Annotated in this window: 20 protein-coding genes; 6 read left to right on the top strand and 14 right to left on the bottom strand. The window is 35.5% G+C overall.

All coding sequences use genetic code 11. The annotated features are described in order from the left end of the window. Positions 1-62: 62 nt before the first annotated feature. Positions 63-1,355 carry a sensor domain-containing diguanylate cyclase gene (locus tag DJ93_RS05770; RefSeq protein ID WP_042979626.1) on the bottom strand — a complete coding sequence of 431 codons (1,293 nt, stop codon included), beginning with the start codon at positions 1,353-1,355 and terminating at the stop codon, positions 63-65. 336 nt (positions 1,356-1,691) lie between these two features. On the opposite strand from DJ93_RS05770, the gene DJ93_RS05775 reads away from it, so the two are divergent. The 3 genes from DJ93_RS05775 (at position 1,692) to DJ93_RS05785 (ending at position 3,372) form a co-directional block, all read left to right on the top strand. Next, positions 1,692-2,309 carry a nitroreductase family protein gene (locus DJ93_RS05775; RefSeq protein WP_042979628.1) on the top strand — a complete coding sequence of 206 codons (618 nt, stop codon included), beginning with the start codon at positions 1,692-1,694 and terminating at the stop codon, positions 2,307-2,309. A 269-nt stretch (positions 2,310-2,578) separates the two neighbouring features. Next, positions 2,579-2,797: a hypothetical protein gene (locus DJ93_RS05780; protein ID WP_042979629.1), complete on the top strand. Its 219-nt coding sequence runs from the start codon at positions 2,579-2,581 to the stop codon at positions 2,795-2,797. A gap of 230 nt (positions 2,798-3,027) precedes the next feature. Continuing rightward, positions 3,028-3,372, top strand: coding sequence for a DUF3915 domain-containing protein (locus tag DJ93_RS05785; protein WP_042979630.1), 345 nt, complete (start codon positions 3,028-3,030; stop codon positions 3,370-3,372). 97 nt (positions 3,373-3,469) lie between these two features. Here the strand turns inward: DJ93_RS05785 and ptsP are convergent, their stop codons facing one another. From ptsP to glcT, 4 genes are all read right to left on the bottom strand, one after another. Beyond that, positions 3,470-5,182: a phosphoenolpyruvate--protein phosphotransferase gene (gene ptsP, locus DJ93_RS05790; protein WP_042979631.1), complete on the bottom strand. Its 1,713-nt coding sequence runs from the start codon at positions 5,180-5,182 to the stop codon at positions 3,470-3,472. Further along, positions 5,182-5,445, bottom strand: coding sequence for a phosphocarrier protein HPr (gene ptsH / locus DJ93_RS05795; RefSeq protein ID WP_000411079.1), 264 nt, complete (start codon positions 5,443-5,445; stop codon positions 5,182-5,184). Before ptsH ends, ptsP begins: the two co-directional genes overlap by 1 nt. A 135-nt stretch (positions 5,446-5,580) precedes the next feature. Beyond that, positions 5,581-7,644: a PTS glucose transporter subunit IIABC gene (gene ptsG / locus DJ93_RS05800; protein WP_042979632.1), complete on the bottom strand. Its 2,064-nt coding sequence runs from the start codon at positions 7,642-7,644 to the stop codon at positions 5,581-5,583. Between the two features lie 338 nt (positions 7,645-7,982). After that, positions 7,983-8,831, bottom strand: coding sequence for a glucose PTS transporter transcription antiterminator GlcT (gene glcT, locus DJ93_RS05805; protein WP_042979633.1), 849 nt, complete (start codon positions 8,829-8,831; stop codon positions 7,983-7,985). Positions 8,832-8,996: 165 nt separating this feature from the next. Between glcT and DJ93_RS05810 the strand changes: the two genes are divergently transcribed. Further along, the gene (locus DJ93_RS05810) at positions 8,997-9,815 is read left to right on the top strand and encodes a Cof-type HAD-IIB family hydrolase (RefSeq protein WP_042979634.1); all 819 of its coding nucleotides are present in this window, start codon (positions 8,997-8,999) and stop codon (positions 9,813-9,815) included. A gap of 73 nt (positions 9,816-9,888) precedes the next feature. On the opposite strand, the gene phnF is transcribed toward DJ93_RS05810, so the two are convergent. From phnF to DJ93_RS05840, 6 genes are all read right to left on the bottom strand, one after another. Next, a complete protein-coding gene (gene phnF / locus DJ93_RS05815) occupies positions 9,889-10,620 on the bottom strand; it encodes a phosphonate metabolism transcriptional regulator PhnF (protein WP_080743362.1) in 732 nt (243 codons plus the stop codon). Then, complete coding sequence (gene nagB, locus DJ93_RS05820; protein ID WP_042979637.1) at positions 10,550-11,338, bottom strand: glucosamine-6-phosphate deaminase; 789 nt, start codon at positions 11,336-11,338, stop codon at positions 10,550-10,552. The genes phnF and nagB overlap by 71 nt, the downstream gene beginning before the upstream one ends. A gap of 4 nt (positions 11,339-11,342) precedes the next feature. Then, complete coding sequence (gene nagA / locus DJ93_RS05825; RefSeq protein WP_042984151.1) at positions 11,343-12,485, bottom strand: N-acetylglucosamine-6-phosphate deacetylase; 1,143 nt, start codon at positions 12,483-12,485, stop codon at positions 11,343-11,345. Positions 12,486-12,695: 210 nt separating this feature from the next. Continuing rightward, positions 12,696-13,598, bottom strand: coding sequence for a ComEC/Rec2 family competence protein (locus DJ93_RS05830; RefSeq protein ID WP_042979638.1), 903 nt, complete (start codon positions 13,596-13,598; stop codon positions 12,696-12,698). Between the two features lie 77 nt (positions 13,599-13,675). Beyond that, positions 13,676-14,248: an SMC-Scp complex subunit ScpB gene (scpB, locus tag DJ93_RS05835; protein ID WP_042979639.1), complete on the bottom strand. Its 573-nt coding sequence runs from the start codon at positions 14,246-14,248 to the stop codon at positions 13,676-13,678. A gap of 215 nt (positions 14,249-14,463) precedes the next feature. Next, positions 14,464-15,207, bottom strand: a complete 744-nt coding sequence (locus DJ93_RS05840; RefSeq protein WP_042979640.1) for a segregation/condensation protein A — start codon at positions 15,205-15,207, stop codon at positions 14,464-14,466. A gap of 169 nt (positions 15,208-15,376) precedes the next feature. Between DJ93_RS05840 and DJ93_RS30095 the strand changes: the two genes are divergently transcribed. Both DJ93_RS30095 and DJ93_RS05845 read left to right on the top strand, forming a co-directional pair. Next, complete coding sequence (locus DJ93_RS30095; RefSeq protein ID WP_000510194.1) at positions 15,377-15,472, top strand: YjcZ family sporulation protein; 96 nt, start codon at positions 15,377-15,379, stop codon at positions 15,470-15,472. 137 nt (positions 15,473-15,609) lie between these two features. After that, positions 15,610-16,128, top strand: coding sequence for a DUF309 domain-containing protein (locus tag DJ93_RS05845; RefSeq protein WP_042979641.1), 519 nt, complete (start codon positions 15,610-15,612; stop codon positions 16,126-16,128). Positions 16,129-16,148: 20 nt separating this feature from the next. Here DJ93_RS05845 and DJ93_RS05850 read toward each other — a convergent pair whose 3' ends face one another. The 3 genes from DJ93_RS05850 to DJ93_RS05855 all read right to left on the bottom strand — a co-directional run bounded on the left by DJ93_RS05850 (position 16,149) and on the right by DJ93_RS05855 (position 17,339). Then, on the bottom strand, positions 16,149-16,517 hold the full coding sequence (locus tag DJ93_RS05850) for a GNAT family N-acetyltransferase (RefSeq protein WP_042979642.1): 369 nt from the start codon (positions 16,515-16,517) through the stop codon (positions 16,149-16,151). 225 nt (positions 16,518-16,742) lie between these two features. After that, positions 16,743-16,898 carry a hypothetical protein gene (locus DJ93_RS32795; protein ID WP_161785246.1) on the bottom strand — a complete coding sequence of 52 codons (156 nt, stop codon included), beginning with the start codon at positions 16,896-16,898 and terminating at the stop codon, positions 16,743-16,745. A 3-nt stretch (positions 16,899-16,901) separates the two neighbouring features. Then, positions 16,902-17,339: a peptidylprolyl isomerase gene (locus DJ93_RS05855; protein ID WP_000853789.1), complete on the bottom strand. Its 438-nt coding sequence runs from the start codon at positions 17,337-17,339 to the stop codon at positions 16,902-16,904. Positions 17,340-17,424: the final 85 nt, after the last annotated feature.

Genomic DNA, 17,424 nt, shown 5'->3' on the forward strand with positions numbered 1-17,424 from the left:
ACTGGCCCCCATCTACTATTATCAGCTAATAAAAAAAAATCGCAACACTTTGTTGCGAAAAATCACATTTTTTCTTTTCTATATATACGAACTTGATTTTTCCCGTTTTTTTTCGCTTCGTATAAAGCGACATCTGCTCGTTGTACTAATTCTTCCTTCGTAATTCCCTGTTCATATAGTGCAATACCGAAACTAGCCGTTAACTTAGAAATACCAGAGAATTGTTTTGTTTCAATAAAAAAACGTAATGACTCTGCAACTTGAAAAACTTCTTTTTCCACCGTATTCGTTACTAATATAATGAACTCTTCTCCTCCCCACCTTGCGAAGGTATGTTGCGATTCAACTTTAGATTTCATAAGCTCTACTAATTGAACTAATGCTAAATCACCAAAATCATGGCCGTATGTGTCATTTATCTTTTTAAAATCATCTATATCAAACAAGATAAGTGCCATGTTTTGATTATTTCGCCTTAGCCCCTCCCATTTTTCTTCTAATATTTGTTTAAATTTCAAGCGGTTGTATATTTCTGTTAAAGAGTCTATTGTAGCAAGCCGTTCTTGCTCCTGATACACTTCGTCTAATTCCGTAATATCTGTACACTTAACAATGAACCTGGACAAATCTTCTGGCAGTGGTATCGCGCGTAATAAAAATACAAACTCTTCTCCTTCATAATTATACATCTTAATTTTTCTCTCATTTGATAACGTATCATCTAACCAAGTAATATCATGATTCGTTGCATAATATCCATTCTCTTCAATAAGATGTTCCGCAAATACTAGATGCTGTTCACGATATGCAAATAAATCTTCATATCCAAAAAAACTTAAAAAATTTGTATTACAATCAACAATTTCATCATCTTCTACTATAAATAGTAAATCATTTTGAAAATCAAAAATCATTTGAAGTAATTCTTGTTGTAAGCTTACTTGCCGTAATAAAGATAATTGATACAGACTCTTATTTATTTCTTCAAACACAACTTGGGGAGTGACAGGAGCTATAACAATATTTCGTATTCCTAAATTCAGTACATCTACAAATTCAGTTTTTACTGGCTGATCCCAAATAACAATAAAAGAACTCTGTGGATCATATATATTCTTTATATATTTTACTTGTGTGCAATCAGACACATACATAATGACAATCTGCGGTTGCACCCTCTTAAACAATATTTCTCCTTCTTCAAAACTACTTGCTATAAACATACATTTTGGATGTACATCCTCTATTGCACGTTGATGTGTACATCCATCTTCTATATAAAGGACATTTAACTGGAGGTCTTGTAATACATTTTGAAAAACCGTATTCTCTAATAAAAAATGTAGTATGTTCATCACTGATCTTCACTCACTTCATATATCTTGTTCTACTGAATTCCTCACGATCCTTTTATAAGGGATTGTCATCAAAAGAACCCGATTGGTGAGGGATACATATCATGGGACATAAGCTCGCCTACTAATAGAAATGCTATTTTACTCTACGAATTCCCTTTTTAGTGTATGATTACATGAATAATATTGTTTGTACGAATGCCCTACCTTTCTCCTCAAAAACTTGACAATCAAAATAAAGATATTATATTCTTTACAGTGACAACTTACAAAATGTAAGTAGAATACATTTTTTATATCTTTTATAAAATTGACATGTAATTTGGAGGACATATAATGACAAACAAAGACTTTTTTAATGTTTTATACGAACGCACATCTACACGTGCATTTAATCCTGAGAAAGAAATTGCATCTACAGAACTACAAGAGATTTTAAAAGCGGCTGCTCAAGCGCCTTCAGCTTGGAACTTGCAACACTGGAAATTCCTTGTTTTCCAAGGTAAAGAGGTACAAAGTCGTTTACACCCTATCGCTTATAATCAGCAACAAATTCTTGATGCCTCTGCAGTAGTCGCTATTTTAGGAGACTTAGAAGCTTATAAAAATGTTGAACCTGTTTATGGTCCAATTGTAGAGCAAGGATTTATGAAAGAAGAAGCAAAAGAGCGTTTAGCTCAAAATATTGAGTCAGCATATAACCGTGAACAATTTCCACGCGATGCAGCCTTCTCAAATGCATCTTTAGCAGCGATGCAACTTATGCTAGCAGCAAAAGCAACTGGATGGGATACTTGTGCTATTGGCGGCTTTAATCCACAAGCATTAACGGAGGAATTCAACGTTTCTTCTCGCTATGTACCAATTATGCTTATTACAATTGGTGAGTCTACTTTAAAAGGACATCCTGCACCACGTATGAGTGTTGAGCAAGTAACTGAATGGGCTAAATAATTCTTTATCCATTAAAATATTTATTCGTATCAAAAATAAAAACGAAGGTAATTAAATACCTTCGTTTTTATTTCCCCTTGTCATACGTCCGTAATATCCCTATTTATAATTCGACATCATTATGTATAAAATCCCCCAAAATATTTCCCCTCTCCTAACAAACATGACGTTTCGTGTCGAATTTTGTTAAACCTTTGAAATATAAGGGTGTTTATTTGTTACAATTATGATACAATAGTAACAAATAGATAACAAGAGAGGGATTTTCATTGAATGCATATGGAAGCTTTATTGCTTTTTTAAGCTACACCGTAACTGTATTGCTTCTATACTTTATTGGTGATGCCACAAATATTCCGTTATTACAATTTCCAAAAGAAGAATCATTTCAATTAGAAGAAGGGTTACATACCTCAAGATCTATCGTGCCATTACTTTTAGCACTTCCCGTGTATGTCATCGTTTTATATAAAAGCAAAAAAGTGTAAAGACTGCCTATTTTATAAATATTGGTGGTCTTTTTACATGCTTTCATTTCATCCTCCAATTATAAACTTTTATTACTATGATATTTCCCCCACTCTAAACATCATAAAACACCAAACACCCATCTAGTCATTTAAAATAAGGAAATCCCCCAGAAAAAATTCCACGCTCTGTCCAATCACCAAATACCAAACTTACATACATTATAAGTGTGAAGGGGGTGATGAGGATTATGTTTGGATCTTTTGGATGCTGTGATAACTTTAGAGAATGTCATCATCGTGAAAGAGAGTGCCATCATCGTGAAAAGGAAGAAGTTAAAGAACAACGACCTGCTGTATGTAACGTACTTGCGAGCATTTCAGTAGGAACAGAGCTTTCTCTTTTAAGCATTAGAGGAAATGGAACTTTCCGTAATGTAATTTTTGAAGGATTCGCTAACGGTGTTGCTCTTTTCTCAGCTTTAGCGATGAATGACAAAAATGATAATAAAGACGATAAAAACAACCCAAACACAAATACTTTTACAGGTATTTTACGTGTATGCCCAACTGATATCGTTGCTATCGCTATCTAACTCTTCTTTTAATCCTCTATAAAGATAGAACAAAGATTTACTTTTCTTATAAAAAAAACCTGAGACCGATTTCAAATCGACTCAGGTTTTTTATTTATTATATGCTTTTAACCAATTCAACAACTTCTTCAGCAGTTGACATTGTTAATGCTTTTTCTGCTAATGTTTCCATTTCTGCTTTTGACAACTTGCTTAGTTGTGTTCTTGCAGGAAGGATAGATGTTGCACTCATACTGAACTCATCTAAACCTAATCCTAATAATAATGGGATAGCCAGTGAATCTCCCGCCATCTCACCACACATACCAGCCCATTTGCCTTCTTTATGAGCAGCATCGATAACCATTTTTACAAGACGTAAAATTGATGGATTATATGGTTGGTATAAGTAAGATACACGTTCGTTCATACGGTCTGCAGCCATTGTGTATTGGATTAAGTCATTTGTTCCGATAGAGAAGAAATCAACTTCTTTTGCGAATTGATCTGCTAATACTGCTGATGCTGGAATTTCAACCATCATACCAACTTCAATAGAATCAGAAACAGTGGTACCCGCCTGGACAAGTCTTTCTTTCTCTTCTAATAAGATCGCTTTCGCTTGACGGAACTCGTCAAGAGTTGCAATCATTGGGAACATAATTTTTAAGTCACCGTATACGCTAGCACGAAGTAATGCACGAAGTTGTGTACGGAACACATCTTGTTCTTCAAGACATAAGCGAATTGCGCGGTATCCTAAGAATGGGTTCATTTCTTTTGGTAAATGTAAGTATGGAAGCTCTTTATCTCCACCGATGTCAAGTGTACGAACAACGACTGGCTGGCCTTCTTTTACACCTTCCAGAACTGCTTTATATGCTTCGAACTGTTCTTCTTCTGTTGGAAGATTGTCACGGCCCATGTATAAGAATTCTGTGCGGTATAAACCAACGCCTTCTCCGCCATTATCGATAATACCTTGTACATCGTTTGGTGTTCCGATATTAGCAACAAGCTCAACGTGATGCCCATCACTTGTTACAGTGGCTTGATCTTTTAATTTTGCCCATTCAGATTTTTGCTCTTCAAATTTTGCTTTCTTTTCTTCAAAAGTACGAAGAGTTTCTTCAGATGGGTTTACAATTACCTCTCCATCTAAACCATCGATGATTACGATATCGCCGTTTTGGATTTTTTCCATAACAACTTTCGTACCAACAACAGCTGGAATTTCCATAGAACGAGCCATAATTGCAGAGTGAGATGTACGTCCACCGATATCAGTTGTGAAACCTTTTGCATACTTACGGTTTAACTGAGCAGTATCAGATGGTGTTAAATCTTCAGCAATGATGATTACTTCTTCAGAAATTGTACCTGGGTTTGAGAAGTTAATTCCTAGTAAATGTGCAAGAACGCGTTTTGTTACGTCGCGAATGTCCGCAGCACGTTCTTTCATATACTCGTTATCCATGTTTTCAAACATAGTAATGAACATTGTTGCAACTTCATCCATTGCAAATTCAGCATTTACTTTTTCACTATTTACTTTATCTTTTACTGGGTTTACTAGTTCTGGATCGTTTAATACTAATAAATGTGCTTCAAAGATCGCAGCTTTATCAGCACCAAGCTCAGCAAAAGCGTGGTCTTTAATTGCTTCTAATTCAGATTTTGCTTTCTCAAGCGCAGCGTCTAAGCGTGCAATTTCAGCAGCTTCGTTTGTAATTGATTTCTTTTCAATCTTAAATTCAGGATTTTCAAGTCTGAAAGCCTTTGCAATAGCAATCCCACTTGATGCAGCGATCCCTTGGATATTAAGAGTCATTATTCTCCTAATCCTTCGTTTTTCATAGTTTCTTCGATAGCTGCTAGTGCTTGAGCTGCATCATCACCATTTGCAGTGATTTTAATTTCTGCGCCTTGTTGAATACCTAAAGACATAACACCCATGATTGATTTTAAGTTAACGTTTTTTCCGTTATACTCTAAGTTAATGTCAGAACCAAATTTGCTTGCAGTGTTTACAAGTAGAGTTGCTGGACGAGCATGAATTCCTGAGTCGCTAGTTACTTTAAAGATTTTTTCCATGATAATTTATCTCCTTTAAATACAGTATTTTTTTAGTTGTATAGACGTGAGTACTACACCATCTATTGTATATAATAGGCGATGTTCGGTCAACCACATCGCCTATTATAATTATAAACATTTTGCGTCAAATTCTTACTGAATGTCAATAATAGCGTTTTCGCCCTTCTTAACATTTCCATCTTTTTTCAATTCGACTTGTTGTCCTTGTGGTAAATTCGTAAAGACAATCGGCGTAATAATAGATGGTGCATTTTCTTTTACAAATGCAAGATCTACTTTTAGTAATGGTTGTCCTTGTTTCACTTTATCTCCTTGTGCTACAAGTGCTTCAAAACCTTCACCATTCAATTTTACAGTATCAATACCGAAGTGGATTAAAATTTCTTTTCCACCTTCAGACTGAATACCAATCGCATGCTTTGTAGGGAATACATTGACAATTTCACCATTAACTGGAGAAACTACTGTTCCTTCTGTTGGCTCAATCGCAAATCCATCTCCCATCATTTTCCCTGAGAATACTTGGTCAGGTACTTCTGTAATCGGTAAGATTTTTCCTTCAATTGGTGATACGATTGTTTCATTTTCATCAACTTTTTGAGGAACTTCTTCTACCTTTACAGGCTCTTCTTTTTCAACATGAGGTGTACGACCTGACATAATATCATGAATTTGTGATTTCAATGTGTCAGATTTCGGTCCGAAAATAGCTTGAATGTTATTTCCAATTTCAAGTACACCAGCTGCTCCAAGTTCTTTTAAACGATCTTTGTTTACATTTTTTTGTTCGTTAACTTGAACACGTAAACGTGTGATACAAGCATCTAAAGAAGCGATGTTTTCTTTACCACCAAGCGCTACTAATACTTCACGAGGAAGCTCGCCTGCTTCTGTTTTTCCTGCACCATCAGCATCTGTTGTTACTTCACGACCAGGTGTTTTTAGATCCCATTTACGGATTGCAAACCGGAATCCGAAGTAGTAAATAACTGCTAGTACAAGACCAACAACAATTACCCACCACCATTGCGTACGACCCGGTAATACACCAAATAACATAAAGTCAATTAAACCACCAGAGAACGTCATACCAATTTTAACACCTAAAATTTGCATTGTCATAAATGATAAACCAGCGAATACTGCATGTATTCCGAATAATACTGGTGCTACGAATAAGAATGAAAATTCAAGTGGCTCTGTAATACCTGTTAGGAAAGTTGTTAATGCGGCAGATCCTAAAATACCTGCTGCTAATTTTTTATTTTCTGGACGTGCTTCATGGTACATCGCTAGCGCTGCTGCTGGAAGACCGAACATCATGAACGGATACTTACCAGTTGTAAATGTACCGGCTGTTAATTCTACGCCATCTTTTAACTGTGCCATAAAGATTTTTTGGTCACCACGGATTAATTCGCCAGCTGCATTTGTATACTGACCGAATTCGAACCAGAACGGTGAATAGAAAATGTGATGTAATCCAAATGGAATTAATGAACGTTCAATTAAACCGAATATAAATGCTGCTAACGTTCTATTCGCATCAATCATTTGATGTGAGAACGTATTTAAGCCACCTTGAATATATGGCCAAACGAAACACATTAAAATACCTACTAATAAAGAGAATGTTGCAGTTGCGATCGGTACGAAACGCTTACCTGCAAAGAAACCTAAGTATGATGGTAATTCAATATTGAAGTATTTATTATAACAATATGCCGCTATTATCCCGACGATAATACCACCAAATACTCCTGTTTGTAGCGTTGGAATCCCTAATACGTTTGCATAAGCAGGATCTGCAAAACCAATTTTCACTGGATCAGACCCAGTACTTGTTACTTTCACTAGCTTATCTACTTCTAAGAACACACTCATTGTTTTGTTCATAATTAAGTAGCCGACGAATGCTGCTAAACCAGCTACTCCGTCTCCACCAGCTAAACCAATCGCTACCCCAACTGCGAATAATAGCGCAAGGTTAGCGAAAATAATGTCACCAGATTGCTCCATGATTTTTGCAACCATTACGAACCAATCTGCTTTTAAAGCAGGAATAACATTTGTTAGCTGTGGATTTTGAAATGCATTACCAAATCCAAGTAAAATACCTGCTGCCGGCAAAATCGCTACTGGAAGCATAAGCGCTTTTCCGACTTTTTGAAGAACACCAAAGATCTTCTTAAACATGGAAACCCTTCCTCTCTTATCTATATTGATACTTTTCGACAAACGCCAAAAAGGCATGAGGAAAAAAAGATAGAACGATAGCTATACAAAGGGTAGTATGTCCCTTTCTTTAGCTTACATTCCCAACTTTTCTCCACTCATGCCTGATCGAATCAGTAACACGTGTCAAAAATAGGATTACGTATAAGTTCACGATTTTAAAGCAAACGTTTTCGTTATTCGCCCTAATTTGTTTGTCGAATCTTGTATAACTTTGCAAGATTTATTATACATAACAATTGTAAGCGATTCAATCATTTTTTTTAACGTTTTCATTTTAGACAAAAAATAAATGTCTTTTACACCTGCTCCGCTTTCACTAACCTTTGCAAGTGCATCGTTAAATAAATGCTTTCCGCTTCATATACAGATAACTGCAATTCTTTCTGCATTACCTTTACAAGCTTCCAAGCTAAATTATAACAAACTGGGTACTCTGCTTTTAATAAATCAGCAAACCCTTGTGCTTCTTCTACCTGTTCTCCCTTTTTTACACGTTCAATTGCATATTGCAAATGACGAATAAGACGTAAATAATGAATGCTTTCTGGATCTAATGTAATGTGTAAGTTTGTTTCAATTAAAGATACAAGCTGTGCAATGAGACGGGAGTTTTGATTAACAGAAGATAAATCAGAGTTCGTAAGTGAACTATAAATATGAAGTGCAATAAAACCAATTTCTCCTTCTGGCAATGTAATTTGCAAACGAGAATTTAAAAGCTGTACAACTTCTTCAGCGATTTTATATTCCTCTGGATATAGCATCTTTGTCTCAACTAAAAAAGGATTATCAATTGTAAATCCTTGTTTCAGCCTTTTAATTGCAAAAGAAATATGATCCGTTAAAGCAATATGAATATGTTCATTTAATGGTGATTGTGCCTTTTCTTGAATATACAACATAATATCATTCATTAATTCGATTAGTTTTTCACTTACATGTGGTACTAAAAGTTTATATTGTTCACGATCACGTTCATTTTTCAAAACGAACATTTTTTCAATTTGTTCTGACTCCAACACATCTTTTGCTTTTTTTCCAAATCCAATTCCTTTACCGATCACTACTACTTCCTCATGTTCAGAATGGCTAGCAATGATGACATTATTATTTAAAACTTTTTTAATTTCTAGATAATTATTCATATAACACCACCCTCGTACTTAAATAGCCTACTTTTATGTTACAGAACATTCTTCTTTTTCGTCAATGCAAAACATCTACCATTTTATAAAAATTCATTTTTTAGACATGATTGTGTATGATGCGTATAATGTAAGAGCAAATGTACATAGAAAGGAGCAAGCAACATGATTAAAATGTTTGTAAGTGATATCGATGGTACAATGATGCAACACGGAGGCATTATCGATGAACAAGATATTGCGGCACTCCGCAGTCTTGCAGATCAAAATGTAATTCTTTGTTTCGCTTCTGGAAGACTTGATAATGAAATTGCAGACTTAATGAAAGCAGTAGATACAAATTTCCACCGCATTAGTGTAAACGGTGTTTTCGTATACACGCATGCCAATAAACAACTGTTGTCTGCAACATTCGATTCTAGTATCTTACCTGAGTTATTAGCGATGACAAAGGAAGAACCTTACTTCCGTTATGTAAGCGATGAGCATAATTACTATATCGAGGAAAAGACACCGTTTATTCATGAACTTGAACAACAAGTAACTATGACTTCTGTTGAAGAACCAAATTTATTACAAAAAATTGACGATACAATTTTCCCTAATAAAATTTCTGTCGGCGGGACAAAAGAAGAATTACAAATCCTTCAGAAAAAAATTGATGAAAAATTCCATGGAAAAGTTAGTACTTTCATTTCAGCTGAACAATGTTTAGATGTAATGCCACCAAATATTAGTAAAGGTTCTGCAATTTCTGTTTTATTACAAGAGTTTCAAATGAAACCGGAGGAAATAGCATGCGTCGGTGATTCTTACAATGATATCCCTATGTTTGCCTTAACACCTCATAGTTTTGCTATGGCTCAAGCAGACGACGCAGTAAAAGAACACGCACATTATGTCGTAAACGCAGTAAAAGACGCTGTCACACACGTACTTACTTACAATGCAAAAGAAAATAAAAATACGACTCACTCCTTATAAGGATGAGTCGTATTTTTATTTCTTTACATATTGAACAAGTTGAAGTTCACTGTACTTCACAAACTGAAGTATACTACTTGTTACGTGAAATGCTCGTAATAAACTTATAACGGTCACCACGATAAATACATTTCACATATTCAAGCGGTAATTCCCCCTCCGCATATGACCATTGACGCATTACAAGTACAGGCGCCTTTTTTGGAATATGCAGATGCTCAGCCTCATTATCCGTTGCAATTGACGCTTCAATTGATTGAGTAGCTCGAACTAGTTTAAAGCCTAGTTTTTTCTCTAAATGTTCGTATAAAGATTGTTGCAAAATTTCTTCGTTAATATCTTTTACAAGAGTTGGCGACAAATATGCCGTCTCAAAAGCAATTGGTTCATCATCAGCTAAGCGAATACGCCTCACTTCATAAACCGATTCCCCCTCTTGTATTCTAAGCCGGTCTGCTATTTTAGCAGTAGCTGGAACTAGGCGGAAGTTAAGTAACTGGCTGCTCGGTTTCATACCACGAGAAATCATATCTTCTGTAAATCCCGTCATCCCTTGCAGTTTCTGCTCCACTTTTGGAAGTTGGACGAATGTTCCAATTCCACGTTTTCGATATAAATACCCTTGTTCCACTAAGTTATTAATTGCCTGTCTGATTGTCATACGACTCACTTCAAACTTATCACAAAGTTCATTCTCAGATGGAATTTTATCTCCCGGCTTCCATTCACCGTCCTCAATTAGCTGTTTCACCCACTCTTGAATCTGATAATAGATCGGAAATGGTGAATACTTGTCGATGTTCATCAGCAATCGCCTCACTGCATAAAGATAGAGCTTCTTGATCAGCGATTACGGTTACATTCGGATGACGTTGTAAAACTGTAGCAGGACACGCTTCACTATATTCGCCTTGCAATAACTCCTTAACAGCCTCTGCCTTTTTAGGTCCCATAGCAACAAGTAGAATTTGTTTCGCTTTCATAATGCTTCCAATTCCCATTGTAATCGCATGAGTTGGCACATCTTCTTCGTTTTCAAAGAAGCGAAGATTTGCTTGGCGTGTAGATTCCGTTAATTCTACAATGTTAGTTGGAGAATTAAATAGTGTTCCTGGTTCATTAAATCCGATGTGACCGTTTTCACCGATTCCAAGAATCTGTAAATCAACTGGGTTAGCTGCTAGAATGCCTTCATAACGCTTGCACTCTTCCTCTAAATTACTTGCCATCCCATTCGGTACATAAGTTTGTTTAAATGGAAGATGATCAAACAACTGTTCTTGCATGAAATAATGATAGCTGTTTTTATCTTCATGTGGTAAATTTACGTACTCATCTAAGTTTACAGTGGTTACACGGCTTGTATCAAGTTTATTTTTTCGTATTTCTGCATAAATACCTAGTGGAGAGCTTCCTGTAGCCATTCCTAATGTTGGATTTTCTTTTGATTTTACAACTTCTTCAATTAATTTATAACCTGCTTCTGCTAATTCTTCTGGAGTTTTTACAACAAGAATATTCATCTAATTACTTCCCTTCCTTCATATGGATTCCTAAACGAACCGTATCATATACATGTAAATCTTCAGTCATTACAACAAAATCTGCATCTTTCCCTACCGCTAATGCACCTTTATTATTTAATCCAAACTCTTCTGCCTGGTTAACTGACGTCATAAGCACTGCATCCTCAATTGAACATCCTGTAAATTCAATTACATTTCGGAAAGCTTGATCCATTTTCAAAATACTACCAGCTAACGTTCCATCTTCTAATCGAGCACTGCCGTCTTTTACATGTACTGGCTGTCCGCCAAGTTCATATAATCCATCTTCAAGACCTTTCGCACGCATTGCATCTGTAATAACACTTACTTTTCTAGATCCTTTTAATTTATATGCTAATTTCACCATATCTGGGTGAATGTGAATACCATCTGTAATTACTTCAACCATTACATCTGGATTTAATAACACATGACCAACAACACCTGGTTCACGGTGATGTAATCCGCGCATTTGATTGTATAAATGTGTTGCATGTGTAATTTTTCTATTTTTTAATTGTGCATCCATCGCATCTGTATGGCCCATTGTGCCAACAACACCAGTTTCAGCAAGATACTTTTCAAACTCTATCGCACCTTCTTCTTCTGGCGCATACGTTACTAGTTTAATTAAATTGCCGCTTGCTTCTTGCCATTGTTTAAATTGTTCAATATTCGCAGGAACGATATGCCCAAGCGGTTGTGCACCTGCACGTTTTTTTGAAACATATGGTCCTTCTAAATGAATATATTCAAAATGTGCTCCTTTTTCTTTCGCCTCTTTTGCAGCACTTAAAGCTGCCTCAATTGCTTCTGGAGCTTGTGTCATTGTTGTTGGGAAGTAAGTTGTAACTCCTTCTTTTAACATTTCTTTACCAAGAGTTACTAACCCGTCGCTATTTGCATCCATCGCATCAATATCGTATCCACCATGAATATGAACATCAATCATACCTGGGATCACAATCTTCCCTGCTGCATCAAAAACAGTTTCATTTTCTTGTGATACATATTGAGCCATCAAACCAATTTCTTTAATTGTTTCTGCGTAACGAATAAATCCGTTTTCCACTACTTCTTGACCTGTATAAATTTTGGCATTGATGACAACTTGCGTTTTCATTTTCATCGATCCTTTCCCATGAAATACCTACTTGTTATTATTACCTTATTCGCCTAATTCCATCTTAATATACACACAAGTAGTTGTCTATACATTCTAATGAAATTTCCTCTTCATTCAGCAAAAAAGGAAATTTATTGTTTCTTCATCCATTATAATATATGTTATTCATTTTTCCAAAAGGAGACAATGCATCTTTTCCCATATTACTTATTTTAATAAAGGGAGCGGGATATTTGACCACATTGCAATGTGGTCTCCGTCAGTTTCCATCTCCACTGTTCGTTTATTTGTTCCATATATCATTACACCATGTCTTTTTAACCTTTTAACTACACTTTGATGAGGATGCCCATACGGATTTTTACTGCCGTAAGAAAGAATGGAAAATTGCGGCTCTACTTTATTCAAAAAAGATTCGCTCGTCGATGTGTATGAGCCATGATGACCTACTTTTAATACATCCGCATGTACATCATATTGCTTTACTATTGCATCTTCCGTCCGTACATCCGCATCTCCCATTAATAAAAAATCAGCTTTACCATATCGAACCTTTAAAACAATGGAAGATTCATTATTCTCATCTTTTGACTTCCCATTATTCAGCACCTGTATCGAAACATGCGGATCTAGCGGTATATATTGTCCTTCTTTTACACGGACAAACGGAATTCCCCTCTTTTTAATATTGTTCCTATACGTATGATATGTAAAAGAACTATACGTTTTTCCACTGTCCAATACGAGTGAAACCGGCATTTGCTCTATAATTGGAATAAGTCCGCCTATATGATCCATATCAGGGTGAGTCCCTATGACGGCATCTAAATGGTTAATTCCTTTTTCAACTAGCTTTTGAATAATTACCTCTCCAGCTTCATATGGTCCTCCATCGATTAATACTGTTTGACCATTTGGCAATGTAATAAGTGTAGCATCACCTTGCCCAACTTTAAAAAAGCTCACTTTCATTTTCCCTAAATGCTGGCGCTCTATCTGTAAAGAAGACGTGGCATGAATAGACATCATATATCTTTTAGCTGATGTGCTGTTTAGTGAAAAACATAATAAAACAGAAACCAACAATAGAATAATCCGTACACTTTTCATAACATGTCTCCTTTTTTCATTTAGTATGGCACGCTATGTCTTTCATATACAAAAAAGCTTAGCAAAGTGCTAAGCTTTTATTTTGATAACTCCTGTAATGAACCAAAGAATAAATCTGCCTCATTCATTTGTTCATTCTCTTCAGAAAGAGGAGGTAAATCCTCTAAAGTTTGTAATCCAAACGTATCTAAAAATTCTTTCGTAGTCCCATATAATATAGGACGTCCTGGCCCTTCTGCTCTACCAGTTTCTTTTATAAGTAAATGTGAAACTAACGTTTGCAATGCTCGGTCCGTTTTCACACCTCGAATCTCTTCCATCTCTGTTCTTGTAATCGGTTGACGATATGCAACGATTGCTAATGTTTCAAGAGCTGCTTGAGAAAGTGAAGCCGCTGTTGGGGTCTCAATTAACTTTTGATAATATAAAGCATGCTCTTTCTTTGTTGCAAAGCGGTATACTTTTGCAAACTGTACAATTTGTAACCCACGATGTGAACCTTCATATTCCTTTTGCATTTCCTCAATAAGATGTATTACATCTTCCTTTTTAATTTCAAGAACTTTTGCAATTTGTTCCGGGTAAATCCCTTCATCTCCTGCAACAAATAAAAGTCCTTCTATAATCGCTATTTGTTCTTTCCTATCCATTTTACGAACTCCTTTCTCCTATCTTTTCACAAAAATAACCATAAAAAAACCGAATCACAGTAAATGCGTTCGGTTCAACATTCCTTTTCTTGTTCCAAACGATACACTAAAACTTTAATGAGAGGGAAACCTTCTCTCTCATTATCCATCTTAATAAACAATCTTTTTGCTACATATGTAAGCTGCCATACATAGCTGAATAAAACAAATCAACTCTATGCTGATTTATTGGATCGTGATAAAAAGATTTCATCAAAATTATGCTCTTGCTCAATAATAATTTGTTGATTCTTCATTAATTCGAGCACTGCTAAAAACGTTACAACCATTATTTCACGCTCTTCATTAGCAAATAAGTCATAAAAACTTTGACGACCACCTACTGTTTCTAACTGTTGTAATATATCAGTCATCCGCTGTTCAATCGGTATTTCCTGACGAGTAATTCGCGTTGTTACTGGCTTCTTTGCTTTTTTACGGCGCATTAGTTTTTGAAACGCTGCCAACATATCATATAAAGTAACATCAAGAGGTAAGCTTGTCTCCTCTTCTTGCTGAAGTGATGTAAAATCGATTGGTGGACGTGTATATAGCTGCGCTCTTTCCTGCTCTCTTTCCTTTAATTCAGCAGCAACTTGTTTATATTTTTTATATTCAATTAACCTCTCCATCAGTTCTTGACGAGGGTCATCTATAAAGTCTTCACCATTGTCAGGTACATCTTCCTCTTGTTTCGGTAACAACATTTTACTTTTAATTTGTAATAGCGTTGCAGCCATTACTAAATATTCACTTGCAACATCTAATTGTAATTCTTTCATCGCATGAACATAAGATAAATACTGCTCTGTAATCTCTGCTACAGGAATATTATATATATCGACTTCATAACGATGTATTAAATGTAACAATAAATCTAAAGGCCCTTCAAAAGCCTCTACTTTAAAATTATATTGCACAAAGCATCCCACCACATTTTTTCTATAACAACATAAGTATAGAACATACTCATGTTCTATCCAACCTTTTTAAGAAATTTAATTAAAAATAGACGCCTGCCCATTCCATAATGCCCACCACTTCATATGATAACAGTGTAGTAAGAACAATGTAGGAGGTCAAAAAACTATGGGTCACGTTGATTGTGGTTTTAGCGGTGGGTTCGCTTTACTTGTTGTGTTATTTATTTTATTAATCATTGTGGGAGCAGCTTGCTTCTGCTAATGTAAAAGGTAATAAACGACTAGAGGCAATTCTCTAGTCGTTTATTATTTTCTATGTATAAATGGCTGCCTTAAAGTAATAGCGATTCATCTTATATGATAAACTGTACATATAACTGTTAGACAGGAGAGAAAAGAATGTATTCTACAGCATACATGCAATTTTTAATTCATTTTCACGGGGACTACGATTATTTCGAATGCCATGAAGTGCTCGAAGAATATTGGAAATTAAAACCGAGGGGAGAGCGTGATAACTACTGGGTAGGTTTTATTCAAATCGCGGTTTCTTTATACCATCAAAGACGTTCAAATTGGAACGGTGCATCCAAAATGATGAAAAGTGCAATAACAATTTTAGAAAAAGAAAGCCACCACGTAGCTTTACTAGGAATAGATCATAAACAACTTATATCTTTACTGAAAGAACAATTACAATTCATTTATAGGAAAAGGCCTTTTTCACCGATATTTTTACCCTTTTCAGAAGCTTCTTTAGAAAAACGATGCATCGAATTATGTACTGAACAAGGCTTATCTTGGAAAAACATAACTGCCTCCCCTAGTGAATACATTATTCATAAGCATACATTACGTAATAGAAACAATATAATTTCAGAAAGAAACGAGCAACTAAAAAAAAGAAAGCAGGGATAACAAGCTGGCTATCTCTGCTTTCATGAATGTATATTTTGTTCAAAACCTTTACACTTTTCGCAAAAACTTGCTGTTTGCTCATTTCCGCAAATTGTAACTTCAGGAAACTTATTTTTTAATTCTTGAACCATCTTTGTCCCAATTCCCATATGACGATGAGATGGGTTCACGCTCAAATGTTGAATCTCTAATACATGATCCTCTTTTTTCACAATCCCCATTATCCCAACAAAATCCTCATTTTGCTTCCACAAATACAATTGCCATTGATCTTTTGAATCGTAGTCTTTCATCGTCAATTGTAATGTTTTTACATCTTTTTCAGTTGGCATAAATGACAGAAGCCCCATTGCAATCTTTTCATAACTTTTTTTAAAACGAATTAACATAACCCTTATCCCTTCTTACAAAAGTTACAAACTATTTTTCCCCTCAAGCCACTATTTCATATCACATCTATTTTACAATATTTTCATTGGAGTGAGAAGAGCCGAAAAAACAACTTGATAATCATACAAAGAGAACCGTGGAAAGTCAAATATATATATAACCCATTATTACACTATCTTTTTGTATAAAAATTTTTCATATAGTCATATAATCTCTGCTATATTTTATATGTTTTTTAAATCTTTGTTCCCACTGCAACATGTTTTGAATCCAGAAAAAAAATCACTCTTAGTTCTCTCTTTATCATTTACTTCATTCCATTCACAAATTCCTGTTTTTTCAAACAAAAAAAGAGAGCAAAATCGCTCTCCTTCTCTCACAACTTATTCTTCCCAAACTTTAACTTCTTTCATTACATCGCCTTGACGCATGTTTAATACCGTTTCAATACCGCTTGTCGCTTTACCAAATACAGTATGTACACCATCTAAATGCGGTTGTGGCTCATGAACAACAAAGAATTGGCTACCACCTGTATTACGGCCAGCATGTGCCATAGAAAGTGAGCCAACAAGGTGTCTATGAGGATTTCCATCAGTTTCACATGGAATAGAGTAACCTGGGCCACCTGCTCCTGTTCCTGTTGGGTCTCCACCTTGGCTTACGAAGCCAGGAATAACGCGGTGGAATGTAACACCATCATAAAATCCTTGCTCTGCTAATTTTTTAAAGTTTTCTACAGTTTTTGGTGCCTCTTCTGGGAAAAATTCTAACTCGATTTTTTCACCATTTTCCATTAATATGTATCCTAAAGTTTTCATACGTTATGTCTCCTTTCAACTATCTCAGCACTATATTACCATATTCATCGCCAGAAACAAAAAGAATCCGACAATCTACATACTT

This window comes from Bacillus clarus (assembly GCF_000746925.1).
Lineage (GTDB): Bacteria > Bacillota > Bacilli > Bacillales > Bacillaceae_G > Bacillus_A > Bacillus_A clarus.